The 12,895-nt window shown below is 44.2% G+C and carries 10 protein-coding genes; all 10 read right to left on the bottom strand.

Features of this window, described 5'->3' with window-relative positions:
• Nucleotides 1-26 precede the first annotated feature (26 nt).
• The 10 genes from larE (ACFSMW_RS10110) to larA all read right to left on the bottom strand — a co-directional run bounded on the left by larE (ACFSMW_RS10110) (nt 27) and on the right by larA (nt 12,885).
• A complete protein-coding gene (larE, locus tag ACFSMW_RS10110; RefSeq protein ID WP_390355310.1) occupies nt 27-860 on the bottom strand; it encodes an ATP-dependent sacrificial sulfur transferase LarE in 834 nt (277 codons plus the stop codon).
• A gap of 43 nt (nt 861-903) precedes the next feature.
• Nucleotides 904-2,373 (bottom strand): gluconokinase, encoded by a 1,470-nt coding sequence (locus ACFSMW_RS10105; RefSeq protein WP_390355308.1) that lies wholly within the window; start codon nt 2,371-2,373, stop codon nt 904-906.
• A gap of 51 nt (nt 2,374-2,424) precedes the next feature.
• Entirely contained in the window at nt 2,425-3,195 is a 771-nt protein-coding gene (locus tag ACFSMW_RS10100; RefSeq protein WP_390355448.1) for an SDR family oxidoreductase, read from the bottom strand.
• Nucleotides 3,196-3,778: 583 nt separating this feature from the next.
• Nucleotides 3,779-5,683: a glycoside hydrolase family 28 protein gene (locus ACFSMW_RS10095; protein ID WP_390355307.1), complete on the bottom strand. Its 1,905-nt coding sequence runs from the start codon at nt 5,681-5,683 to the stop codon at nt 3,779-3,781.
• A gap of 333 nt (nt 5,684-6,016) precedes the next feature.
• Nucleotides 6,017-7,300: a TRAP transporter large permease gene (locus ACFSMW_RS10090; RefSeq protein ID WP_390355305.1), complete on the bottom strand. Its 1,284-nt coding sequence runs from the start codon at nt 7,298-7,300 to the stop codon at nt 6,017-6,019.
• Between the two features lie 3 nt (nt 7,301-7,303).
• Nucleotides 7,304-7,801: a TRAP transporter small permease gene (locus ACFSMW_RS10085; protein WP_390355304.1), complete on the bottom strand. Its 498-nt coding sequence runs from the start codon at nt 7,799-7,801 to the stop codon at nt 7,304-7,306.
• Between the two features lie 56 nt (nt 7,802-7,857).
• The gene (locus ACFSMW_RS10080) at nt 7,858-8,871 is read right to left on the bottom strand and encodes a TRAP transporter substrate-binding protein (RefSeq protein WP_390355303.1); all 1,014 of its coding nucleotides are present in this window, start codon (nt 8,869-8,871) and stop codon (nt 7,858-7,860) included.
• 162 nt (nt 8,872-9,033) lie between these two features.
• On the bottom strand, nt 9,034-10,032 hold the full coding sequence (locus tag ACFSMW_RS10075) for a Gfo/Idh/MocA family protein (RefSeq protein WP_390355301.1): 999 nt from the start codon (nt 10,030-10,032) through the stop codon (nt 9,034-9,036).
• 87 nt (nt 10,033-10,119) lie between these two features.
• On the bottom strand, nt 10,120-10,950 hold the full coding sequence (gene larE / locus ACFSMW_RS10070; RefSeq protein WP_390355299.1) for an ATP-dependent sacrificial sulfur transferase LarE: 831 nt from the start codon (nt 10,948-10,950) through the stop codon (nt 10,120-10,122).
• A 672-nt stretch (nt 10,951-11,622) separates the two neighbouring features.
• Complete coding sequence (gene larA / locus ACFSMW_RS10065; RefSeq protein WP_390355297.1) at nt 11,623-12,885, bottom strand: nickel-dependent lactate racemase; 1,263 nt, start codon at nt 12,883-12,885, stop codon at nt 11,623-11,625.
• Nucleotides 12,886-12,895: the final 10 nt, after the last annotated feature.

The following is a 12,895-nucleotide window of genomic DNA, read 5'->3' as shown; positions in this document are numbered from 1 at the left end:
TTACATCACGGATCATGTACCTTTGCTCAGCCGATATGAGATGGCAAGGATTCCTCCGTCAGTGTTTCATTCATGCTGCCAGTACGGTAACCCCGCAAGTCCATTGCGATGTATGAAAAACCGAGCCCTTTCAATGCCGTATCAATCTGTTCAGCGCGGGCAATCAAATTAGCGGCTTGTTCAGATGACACTTCGATACGCGCGATGTCGCCATGATGGCGGACACGTACCATATCAAATCCCAGGCTGGCAATGAACCTTTCGGCTTTGTTTACTTGATCGATTTTCTGCTGATCCAGACGGACGCCATACGGTATCCGTGATGCAAGGCTGCAGGATACGGGTTTATTCCATACCGGCAAATCCAGTTCCTTGGACAGTTCACGAATTTCTTTCTTATACAACACAGCTTCCTGAAGGACACTGCGGACGCCAGCTTCCGTTCTTGCCCGCAGTCCCGGGCGGAAGTCAAGCTTGTCATCCATGATCATGCCATCGAGTACATATGGATAGTCAAGCGCCATCGCCATTTCATTTAACCGGCTATAAAGCATTTTCTTGCTGTGATACCAGCTTTCCGGTGTATTGGCAACAATCGCTTCGTTTTCCAGTTCTTTCATCGCTGTCTGCTTCACAGGAATGCCGAGCTTCTCAGCTAAAGCTATCGCGCCGTCGAATTCTTCTTCGCGGAATAACTCTGATGCGACAACAACAGCTAACACATTATCTGCTCCCAGTTCCTGCTGCGCGCGTCGAAGCAAAAATGCACTATCCACGCCACCAGAAAATGCGACCAATACTTTTTTCATCCCTTGCAGGATTTCGCCCAGTTGAGCATTTTTTTCTGTCATTTCCATCATTTTTTTCCTCCCCTACATCATGCCAAAGCCAAAGCAGTTTCGCTTACTCGTAAAAGTCGGACATTCTTTCTCCCAAACCAGTATATTTTATATAAATACCCCTATATTTCTCATGATGCTGCATATTCGGTTTTACAATTCTTCTGATTGGGATATGATCTTTGATTGCAGCAAAGGACTTCACATATCCTATCCCTACCAGGGCCGTCCACGCCGCACCCCAGGCGGCACTGTGGTGTGATTCGGAAAGATGAATCTCTCTGCCGAAAACATCTGCCAAAATTTGCACCCAGATTTCCGACTTGGACAAGCCGCCATTCACAGTAATCCGTTTTGGCGTACCGGCCAACTTTTCCAAAGACAAACCGATTTGATAAAGATTCAGTGCAATCCCTTCCAACACAGCCCGTACCAGGTGCTGTTTCCGGTGGGCAATGGTCAGGCCATAAAAAGAGCCCTTTGCCGCCTGATTCCACAAAGGCGCCCTTTCACCGTTGACATACGGTAAAAACAAGACCCCCTCCGCACCGGGAGCTATGTCCGCTGCCCCGGCCAGAAGCTCCTCATGGCTGCCTTCAAATTCGAGCATTTCTTTTAACCATTGCAGTACGATACCGCCATTATTTGTCGGTCCGCCGATGATCGATGTATCTTCTGTAAATGCATAGGTAAAGGTTGCCCTATTTTCGTCTATCGGCGCACCTTCCGTGAATTGCCGGATAGCTCCACTTGTTCCTACCGACACAGCCACCTCTCCAGGTTCGATTGCCCCATCGCCAAGATTGGCAAGCTGTCCATCAGCCGAACCTGCAACAAACGGTACATCAGCTGAAATACCGAGCTCGGCAGCCACCTCCGGCTTGAGACCATTTAAAACCGTGTCAGGCGGGACAATCTCAGAAAGCTGTTCTTTTTGAATACCAGCCAGCCGCAATACTGTTTCATCCCATTTTTTTGTTGTGACATTGTACAGTCCTGTGGCTGATGCCATCGCGTAATCGATCACCCGTTTACCAAACCAATGCCAAAGGAGATATTCCTTCATGGATAGAAAATAAGCTGCCTCCTGATACGGCATAAAGGCCGTTTCCCGCATCCAATGCAGCTTCACAAAAGGAGACATCGGATGGATAGGGGTGCCCGTCCGGGAATACACTTCTTTGCCGGCCCCGCTGTTCAATTTTACCGCCTGTTCACTGCTGCGCCCATCTGACCAAATCAACATATTGGACAAAGCCCTTTTGTTTTTATCAACGCAAATCAGTGAATGCATGGCGCTTGAGAACCCGACAGCAAGCAACGTATTCCCTTCATCACGGATTGCTGCTGCAGCACTCTTCAGCACCTGGCGTGTTTTTACTAAAATTTCATCAGGATCCTGTTCTGCCCAACCGGGTACCGGATGAAGAGTCGTTATCATTTCCTCTGCTTCTGTGAGAAGATTGCCATTTGTATCGTATACGACTGCTTTTACACTGGTTGTACCTATGTCTAAACCTATCACTGTTTTCATCAGATATGCACCTTCCATTAGACTTTCTCTGAAAAAGTTCGATCATACTGATTATATAGTCATATTCCCAAAGCCGCCATCAACGCGCAACAAAGAACCTGTGACAAAGCCACTTGCTTTATCCGAGGCAAGATAAATGGCTGCCCCTTGTAATTCCTCGGGCTCTCCAAAGCGATCCATAGGCGTATGGCTCATAATGGAAGCAATCCGTTCTTCACTAAGAATTTTACGGTTTTGTTCCGCAGGAAAAAAGCCTGGAATGATCGCGTTTACACGGATCCCGTTTGGAGCCAATTCTCTCGCCAAAAACTGGGTAACATTATTGATTCCCGCTTTTGATGCGGAATAGGTGAATACTTTCGATAATGGGGTGGTCGACGAAACAGATGAAATATTGATGATGCTGCCTTTCCTTCCCTGCTCAATCATCTTTTTGGCAAATAACTGGCATGTGAAGACAATTCCGCGTAAGTTGACGCCCATGATTTCATCCCATTCTTCTGGCGTCAATTCAAAAAAAGGCGTAGAGCTGTTTGTACCAGGTGCATTCAAGACAATATCCCAGCCGCCGGACCATGCTTCAATTTCTTCAGCAACTTTTTTCACAGTCTCTAAATCACTTACATCAGCCTGAAACGACTTTGCAACGCCACCATTCGCTGCTATATCTGCTGCTACTGCTTCCGCTTTTTCCATATTGCGTCCAACAATTGCCACTTTCGCTCCTTGGCCTGCCAATCCCTTTGCCATAGCGCTGCCCAGTACACTATTCCCCCCCATTGCAACTACAGTTTTTCCTGTCAAATCGAATAAATTTCCCAATGATGATCCCTCCGTAAATCTTGCTTCAGGTTTATTGTAAACCCTTACAAACGTCGTTATGTTAATTTGTTTGACAAACAAATTAATTACCAAATCAAGAATAACACGCAGATAGCTAATCGTCAATGACAAAAAGACTTGTCTTCAAGCGTTCAGACGATATCAGACTTGTTTTCTTTTTTCCGCTGGAACGATATTTTCATGATATCGCATAAATAAATCAAAAGGCGCGCGAAAACTGATACAAAACAGCTTTCGTCCTTTTTTATCAACTGAATTATATGCAGTAATGTTACACCATCCCATTTGTATGGTACACTCCCGTATTCTTGCGTTCGTACGTATGCTCCCCAAAAAAATCACGCTAGGCCTGCATCAGATTGGCAGAAAGATTTTCACTGCGATAGCTGTGTCAAAATATGCGATCGCACTGGAGAATGCGAAGCGATTATATATGCGAGTGCTTTATTTCTCCAGCACTCGCTTGTAATAACAGAAAAACTTGAGGTACATTCTATGTTTCAAAAATGGTCAAAAATCGTCCCTTGCATGTGGAAATAGCAAGGGACGCTGTGGCACAATGTTACTTGAGTAAGTGATGAAGCATATTTGTCAGGTCGTTTTTTACCTCATGTGGAATCTGGGTTTCCTTTTTATGTTGGACATATTGTATCAGGTTTTGCAGTTTTTTGTTTCCAGATTGAACCTTTCCTTTTTTAAAATCAGCTTCCGCATTTTCCAATTTCTTATGAATGGCGTTTTTAATACCGCCTGGACGAATATCAGCTTTGGAAATATAGCCCTTTACCCCGGAAAAATCAGCCTTTGTGATACGAACATACAATGTTTGCTGGGACTCCCTGTTCCCAGTACGATCAACAGCATAATAACGCACAAAGTTCTTTCCGCTCTTCTTTACCGTGATAGGGGCTTTATATGCTTTCCAATCACCGTCCTGCAGTTGGTACTTGATATGGTCTATTCCATCCTTGTCAGATGCTGCTAATGCAACGGTCGCCTTTCCAAAGTAGCTGCCATCTGACAGCAATTGTCCCTTCACCTTTGTGGCTGTTTCTGGAGGTGTGTTGTCATAGTTTTCCCCATTGATGGTTAGGTTCGACAATTGCATGTTCTCGACATTCTCAATCAACGTAGGTGTCTTCACACCGTCAAAACTGGAATTGGTTATTTTGAGATTCTGTACAGGAGCCCTATCGTAGGCTCTGATATAGATACCGTAATTTCCACCATTGCTGTGCAGGTTATCCACTTCAATATTGCGAATGACAGGCGTGTAATCTCCCGCATCTCCTTCTTCATACTGCATATTGACGCGTATTACCTCACCGCCGACCTCATCAACAAGGTTGTCCCGCAAGTAAATATTTTCGGCAAAGCCGCCACGGACAGAGTTTGTTTTGATTCGCAATACACGGTCCAGGTTCGGGCTGTTCATGACATTGTTTTCCGCGAACACATTCCTGACACCGCCAGTCATCTCACTGCCTACGACCACGCCGCCATGGCCATCCCGCATTTCATTTCCTTGGATCACAATATTTTCCGAAGGGACATTTATCCTTCTTCCATCGGCATTCCGTCCGGATTTGATCGCAATACAGTCGTCCCCTGTATCAAAATGAGAATCCTTGATGAGCACATTTTTACTGGATTCCGGATCGACCCCATCGTTATTGGGGCCATGACCCACCACCGTCACATCTTCTATTGTCACATTTTCCGATAGAACCGGGTTGATGAACCACATTGGAGAATCAATTAATGTAACGCCCTCGATAAGAATATTTTCACTCTCGTATGGCTGGATAAAACTTGGCCGCAAATAAGAATCCTCGCCAAATTTCCTGTCTTCTACCGCTACACCATCCTCAGCCATCTGAAACAATTCATCTCTAGCTTCTGCCTGATTCGGCTCCCCTTCTTTCCAGCCATATTCCGTTTTTCCCTTCCAAGGCCACCAGTGTTCGTTGTCGGCCTGTCCATCTAATACACCCTTTCCAGTAATCGCGATATTTTCTTGATTATGGGCATAGATTAAAGGAGAGTAATTATACAGCTCTACTCCTTCCCATCTTGATTTTACAAGCGGTAAATAGTCTTTTGGATCCTGGCTGAATTTGATTGTAGCTCCTTCTTCCAGGTGAAGATTGACATTGCTTTTCAAATGTATTGCACCAGTCAAATAAGTGCCACTTGGTACTACTACCCGGCCACCGCCAGCATCATTCGCAGCAGAAATGGCTTTATTGAATGCTTCAGTCGACTTTTTGGATTCATCACCTCTCGCACCGTAATCTACCACATTAAAGTCCCTGTCTGGGAAAGCAGGCTTTTCTATTTCAGCAAGTATGCCTGGCAATTCGTCCTCCCACACCGATTTTCCTTTTGCTTCTGCCCCAGTGGGGGAACCTCCAAGCTGGAAGAGCACGATAAACGCACATGCCAGCCCCGCAAAATACTTTTTCATCTCATCCCACTCCTTCATAAATTGCAGTATTACACAAATAAGGCTGCATGCTTTCCTTATTAAATGTAACCGCTATCATTTCATTTATAACAACGTTGTTAATTTGAATATTAACATATTTATCTTACGATGCATACCCGTCTTTCGGATTAAAAATCTATCCTCCTTGACGCAAAAATATGTCTTTTTAACTAGTTTTACAATGAAAATTGGCTAAGCAGCACTGGTTACTCACTAACTCATCAGCTCACTTTATTCGTCCACTTTGAGTCTCGGCATCACAGGAAAAAACCCTTTCGGCTGATTCAATCAGGGAAAGGGTTTTCATGTTAACTATTTGAAAAAACTTGGCAGCCATAGAGAAATACTTGGTACATAGGCTACTAATAATACGATAACGATCATCACTCCATAAAACGGCAGCATGGCTTTGGAAACTTTTTCAATCGACAGCCGCCCTATTGCCGATCCTACAAAGAGCACCGAACCAACCGGCGGTGTCAACAATCCGACGCCAAGACAAAGGATCAATAATACACCGAAATGTACCGGGTCCATCCCTGTCGTTGTAGCTACAGGCAACAGGATTGGTGTTGCGATTAAAATCAGTGGGGCCATGTCCATGACGCAGCCAAGCAACAATAAAATAATCACAATGATCAATATCGTCACAAAATCATTTGGGGAGATGCTGATCAGCCCTTCTGATACCAATTGCGGCACACGAAGCAAGGCAAGTAAATAACCGAATGCGGAAGATGCCCCGATCAAGAACAATACCATTGCCAATGTGTTGAATGTTCGATGCAAAATGGCTACCATTCGTGTTATCGGAATTTCTCTGTAAATGAAAAAGGTGATTATGAAAGCATACAGTGTACCAATTGCAGCTGATTCAGTCGCCGTGAATATACCACTCAAAATACCGCCCATGATAATGACGACTGTTAATAATCCCAGCAAACCTTCCCAAACGATTCTTGGAATTTCTTCCTTTTTAACTGGTTCGCCTTTTGGATATTTCCTTTTGACGGCCAGAACGTACGACAGAACCAACACTGCAAAACCAAGTAACAGCCCTGGGCCGAGCCCCCCCATAAACAGTGCACCAACTGAAACCCCGCCGGCAGCAGTAGAATAGATGATCATGTTATGACTTGGCGGAATCATCACACCCTGGATGGATGCCGAAATGGTGACAGAAACGGAATAATCTTTATCATATCCTTGTTTTCTCATCATCGGAATCAACACGGAACCGAGGGAGGAAGTGTCCGCCAGTGCTGAACCAGAGATACCGCCAAAGAAAGTACTCGCTAAAACGTTCACCATAGCCAGTCCACCACGGACTTTTCCGATAATGACATTAGCCAGGTTGATCAACCTGCGGGAAATTCCCCCCTCGTTCATTATCTCGCCAGCAAGAATAAAGAAAGGAATAGCCAATAAAGAAAATGAATTCAGCCCGCCGACCATGCGCTGGACGATAGCCGCAGGATCAATTCCCAAATAAATTCCTGTAATTAAGGAAGATGCGACAAGTGTAAGCGCGATAGGAACCCTTAAAATCAGTAATAAAATAAAACTGCCGATCAATACAATTACTCCACTAGTCATAGCTCAACCCTCACTTACATCGTTAAAATCCTGATGCATGCCTTTTTTGAATAATAACTCAATCCCATAGAACGTTACATAGAATCCTGTTACTGGGATGGCACCGTATAATACACTCGAAGGAAGGCCAGTTCCTGGCATGGACGAATTGCCCATCAGCACAGTGAAGTGCCAGCCATAATACATCATGATCACGCCGAATCCGATGACAAGCACTTTTGAAAAATAGTCACACACATCTTGTATTTTTTCCGGCATCGCATCCACTACTAACCCAAGAGCGATATGCAATTTCGATTTAAACCCATATGCAATTCCCAGGAAACTGATCCAAACAAAAAACAGCTTTGATAACTCTTCTGACCATGATGGCGTGTAACTGAACAATTGCCGCGAAAATACTTGCACAATAATCAAAATGACCATCGCCAATATAAAGGCAAGTGCAAATCCCAACAATACCCAGTCCAATATTTTTTTAATCGTTGACAGGACTTTCATTTTTAAACCCTCCTGGAAAGGAGAAGAGGGTATAAACCCTCCTCTCGTCCATTATCCTATTTTGACAGTTTATCGATCCAATCCCCGTACTGGTCGCCATATTTGTCATAAACCGGCTGTACTGCTTTTCTCCATTCTTCAACATTGTCTACTTCAACAATTTTGCTTCCAGCTTTTTCTACTGCCTTTTTGGATTCCTCTGTCAACTTCGCCCAAGCTTCACGCTGTGTATCAACTGACTCAAGTGCTGCTTCCTGAAATGCTTTCTTGTCCTCATCAGACAACGAATCCCAAAGCTTCTTTGAACCAATAACCACTTCCGGTGTTCCTGTGTAACCATTCGAAGTAAAATGCTTTGCCACTTCATAATGATTGGAAGTATAGTAGCTTGGGAAATTATTTTCTGCCCCGTCAATGACGCCTGTTTGTAGACTCGAGTAAACTTCGCCATATTCCATCGGGGTAGCAGATGCACCTAAAGCTTCAACTACACTGATTGACATTTCCGAATTTTGAACTCGGATTTTCAACCCTTTCATATCAGATGGCTTTTTGAGAGGGCGCTTCGTGTCATAAAAACTTCTTTCCCCAGAGTCATAGAATGCCAGTCCAACCATATTGCTTTCTTCTAGCGTATCTAGCAATTCACGGCCAACTTCGCCATTTAGTTTTTCCCACTTTTCTTCTTCATCTGTAAACAGGAACGGCATGCTTGTCACGCCGATCGTTTTGGAAAACTGCGACAACGGAGAAGCATTCACCCTTGCCAAATCGATAGAACCAAGTTGTACCTGTTCAATAGTATTTGTTTCTTCACCAAGCTGTCCGCCGGAATATACTTCCACTTTGTAGCGGCCATCTGTTTTCTCTTCTACCAATTTCGCAAACGCTTTATCTCCGATTGTTGTCGGATAGTCATCCGGCTGGTTTTCAGCCATCTTCAATGTAACCGTCTTACCGGAACCTTTTTTATCTGATGAACCGGAAGCCTTCTCATCTTTACCACATGCAGCAAGCAGAAGAACTGCTGAAATCATCACCATCAAAATTGCCAGCGCTTTCTTTTTCACTCTTTTTCCCCCTTTGTTTTTTGTCAGTAGCATACAAAATAAATAGAACGCTTTCAAACTCTTTTATTTTGTATGGCAAACAAACTAAATATCCTTACGAACATTATATGTGTAAGCGTTTTATAAATCAAGTCTTTTTTGAAAAATTTACAACGTTGTTTTTCAGTTCAATTGTATGGTTTTATTCTCCCTTAATGACTTGAGACAAGCTGTGATCACCCTTAGGTTGTTTATTGCATCCCGGAAGTGCATATCACCCTTCCCGCCGTTCTCCAATACTCTTTTGGAAGCGTATTCTACTTCTGCTTTATACTGGTCGGCCACTATTGTTTCTCTTCTCGTCCCGCTTTCTGTTTCTATGTCGACGATACCTTGTCCCTCAAACCAGTCCGGACGAAATGCCCTTGGAACCACGACTCTTCCCTTTTCTCCGATCACTTCATATTCGGCACGCCTCGCCATGGAAAAGCTGGCATCAAAAACAGCCTGCACATGGTCTGGAAAAGTCATGATACCGGTGGCAGCCGTATCCACATGGTGCTTCGTGTCCATGATTCCTTGTACGAATACAGATTCCGGTTCCATTCGAAGAATATTCCGTGTCGCATGAATCCCATAGCAGCCAACGTCATAAATGCTTCCGCCACCCTGCGGATTCATTTTGATGCTGCCTGTTTTACTTTCGAGCAAGAAAGAAAAAGACGCGCGCATGAATCGGACTTTGCCGATTTCTCCTGAATCAATGATTTCTTTTACACGTTCATGTTGAGGATGAAATCGATACATGAATGCTTCTACGAATTGAACATTATGTTTCTCACATGCCGTCTGCATTTCAGCCATTTCCTCTGCATGCAATGCAGCAGGTTTCTCACAAAGGATATGCTTGCCTTTTTCCGCTGCTTTGATGACCCACTCCTTATGCAGATTGTTTGGCAGGGGAATATAGACGGCGTCGATTTCCTCGTCATCCAATAAAGCCTCATAGCTGTCATATACCTTTTCAATATCGAAATGCTGCGCGATTTCTTCTGCCTTTTGATTCTTAGTTCTGCTCGCAATTGCTGTCACTGTTGCATTTTCCGCTCGTGAAAAAGCGGGCAACAGCTCTTTTTGGGCAATTTTTGCTGTGCCAAGCACTCCCCAGCGTATCCTGTCCATTGTATTACCTCCCCTAATAATTCGTATATTCAAACAAGTGGAACCCAAAGGCCTGTCAAGCACCTTTGGGAAAAGACCATACTGCTATTAACCTAGTTCCTTCACCTCATTCTCCTGAGATAATACTTCATTCATACTGCCAGTCCGATAGCCCTTCAGGTCTACTGATACGTAAGAAAAACCGAGAGATTTCAATTTCAGCTGGATTTTTTCCCGCTGCTCCACCAAGGACGCTATTTTGTCCGGTATTACTTCAATACGGGCCACCTCCCCATGGTGGCGCACCCTTGCCGGATCAAATCCAAGCTTTGCCAAAAAGCGCTCTGCTTCTTCCACCTGAGCGATTTTCTCTTTTGTCAACGGAATGCCGTAGGGAACCCTAGATGCCAGACTGCATGATGCCGGCTTGTTCCATACCTGCAAATGCATATCCTTGGATAGCTGGCGAATTTCCTTTTTATAAAGCGCAGCCTCCTGCAGCACGCTGCGAACGTTTTCTTCCGTTCTTGCCCGCAGCCCCGGGCGAAAGTCACTTAAGTCGTCCATGATCATGCCGTCCAGCACATATGGATAACCCATTTTTTCTGCCAGACTGTTTAGATGAGAGTATAGCAGCTTTTTACTGTGATACCAGCTGTCCGGGGTATTTGCAATAATATCCGCATTCTCCAGTTCCTTGATTTCCGTTTCATGCACGCTGACGCCCATCGTTTTTGCCAATTCGACAGCTTTCCTGAATTCTTCTTTACGGAACAATTCGGATCCGACAACCACTGCAAGCACATTGTCACCAAGCTCCTGCTGGGCCCGCTTTAAGAGAAAAGAACTGTCAACCCCTCCGGAAAATGCTACGATGACACGTCCCATGCCCTTTAATATTTCTCCTAACTGCTCATTCTTTGTTTCTATTGTAAGCATGTTAATCCTCCTCATTTTATTGAACACATATCTTGCATTCAGTTTACGTTCCTTTATACATGAAGTCAAATTACCTTATTGAAAATTCACACACCTTAACTCTCATAGCAATAACTGCGCTGAAATAGCTTTGTAGTTGTTGATAGCGCTTCTCTATGAACATTAACTTCCCTGAAATTGCAATGAAATTGTTGATAGCGCCTCTCTATGAGCATTAACTTCCCTGAAATTGCAATGAAATTGTTGATAGCGCCTCTCTATGAACATTAACTTCCCTGAAATTGCAATGAAATTGTTGATTGCGCCTCTCTATGAGCATTAACTTCCCTGAAATTGCAATGAAATTGTTGATAGCGCCTCTCTATGAGCATTAACTTGCCTGAATTAGCGCTGTATTTGTCGATAGCGCCTCTCTATGAACATTAACTTCCCTGAAATTGCAATGAAATTGTTGATAGCGCCTCTCTATGAGCATTAACTTATCTGAAATAGCAATGAAATTGTCGATAGCGCCTCTCTATGAACATTAACTTCCCTAAATTAGCGCTGTATTTGTTGATAGCGCTCCTCTATGAGCATTAACTCCCCGGAAATGGCAATATAATTATTGATAGAGCTACCCTAAAAGCAATAACTTCCGAAAAATCACTTCCAAACTGCTGTTAGCATCTTTCATTCTTCGACAAATGGAATTGTTAACGGCCCTAAAGGCAACACGGCAACGGTCATATCTTCGCCGTATTTTTCTTTCAGCTGCGCTAGTGTTTTTTCAATATCGTCCGTCGGTTTCAGCATGGCTTTCTCTACTAAATTATCCTGGAGTTTGGAATAGATATATACGTCAGCCCAAACCTGGATCACCGCCTGCTTCTGTACTTGCCATTGGTCGAACATTTTAAAATCAGGACTGTTGATCAAATCAAGCAATCCTTGAGGACTGCTGGCCATATCGAATATTTTCGCGTAATTCCCATGATCCGGCAGACCGTCTGAGCATTCAGAGGCAACAATAATGGCGCCCCCTTCTTTGACTATTTTATGTGCCGCACTCATCCCTTTGACGGCCTGGTATAAATTTTGGTCCAGCGGGTAGCCGGAATTGGAAGTGATCACCACGTCAAAGCGCTGATCACATCGGAACATCGCATGTTCCTTTACAAATGCACAGCCCCGGTCATGCGCCTCATACAATTCTCCAGCGAATACGTTCGTAATCTCTTTTTCTCGATTCAGGGTCACGTTCAGCATAAAGTCCGGCTTGCACAGCTTATTGATTTCCCTTGTCATGTCCTGTACAGGGTTATGTTCCATATTTCCCCATGTTGAGAGAGGATCGCCAATCATTCTGGCATTATGGAAGGTTAAGATGGTCTCAATCCCAGCAATTCCTGGCATGATTCCCTTAGGCCCTCCGGAGAAACCGGCAAAAAAATGTGGCTCAATGAATCCAGTAACAATACGAAAGTCAGATTCAACGTACGCTTTATTCAAGTACACATCACAGCCGAACTTGCTTCGGCCAAGGTTGACATGTTCTTCTTTCTCATGACAATGGTTATTGATGATTTTGATATTGTCGACGACCCATTCCCCGAGCATTTGCACGAATTCTTCCCTTGTCTGGTCGCGATGTGTCCCTGTTCCGTTGATGATGACGAAGTTTTCCAATGGGACATGGCTCAGCTCCTCAATCAGCAGTGGAACAAGTATATGGTTTGGTGTCGGCCTGGTGATATCGCTGATAACGATGGAAACTTTGTCGGTCGCCTTCACACTTTCTTTTAATGAGCTCGTTCCAATTGGGTCACGTAATGCCGCGGTAATCGACTCTTTCACATTTTCAAGCTCTGGAAGATTCGTTGGTTCAATCAATAGGGAATCGGCTGGCAAATTTAGTTCCAGCCCTTCCTTCCCATATAGTAACTGCGTCCTCAAATGAAACACT

Source organism: Tigheibacillus halophilus (genome assembly GCF_042683165.1).
Taxonomy (GTDB): domain Bacteria; phylum Bacillota; class Bacilli; order Bacillales; family Amphibacillaceae; genus Tigheibacillus; species Tigheibacillus halophilus.
The sequence above is the reverse complement of the archived record's forward strand: the minus strand, read 5'-3'. Positions and strand labels throughout refer to the sequence as shown.

Excerpts from the sequence above, each read along its gene's own strand:
- larE (WP_390355310.1), bottom strand. The coding sequence starts at position 860 with ATGATGGAAATGACAGAAAAAAATGCTCAACTGGGCGAAATCCTGCAA.
- ACFSMW_RS10105 (WP_390355308.1), bottom strand. The coding sequence starts at position 2,373 with ATGAAAACAGTGATAGGTTTAGACATAGGTACAACCAGTGTAAAAGCA.
- ACFSMW_RS10095 (WP_390355307.1), bottom strand. The coding sequence starts at position 5,683 with ATGAAAAAGTATTTTGCGGGGCTGGCATGTGCGTTTATCGTGCTCTTC.
- ACFSMW_RS10090 (WP_390355305.1), bottom strand. The coding sequence starts at position 7,300 with ATGACTAGTGGAGTAATTGTATTGATCGGCAGTTTTATTTTATTACTG.
- ACFSMW_RS10085 (WP_390355304.1), bottom strand. The coding sequence starts at position 7,801 with ATGAAAGTCCTGTCAACGATTAAAAAAATATTGGACTGGGTATTGTTG.
- ACFSMW_RS10075 (WP_390355301.1), bottom strand. The coding sequence starts at position 10,032 with ATGGACAGGATACGCTGGGGAGTGCTTGGCACAGCAAAAATTGCCCAA.
- larE (WP_390355299.1), bottom strand. The coding sequence starts at position 10,950 with ATGCTTACAATAGAAACAAAGAATGAGCAGTTAGGAGAAATATTAAAG.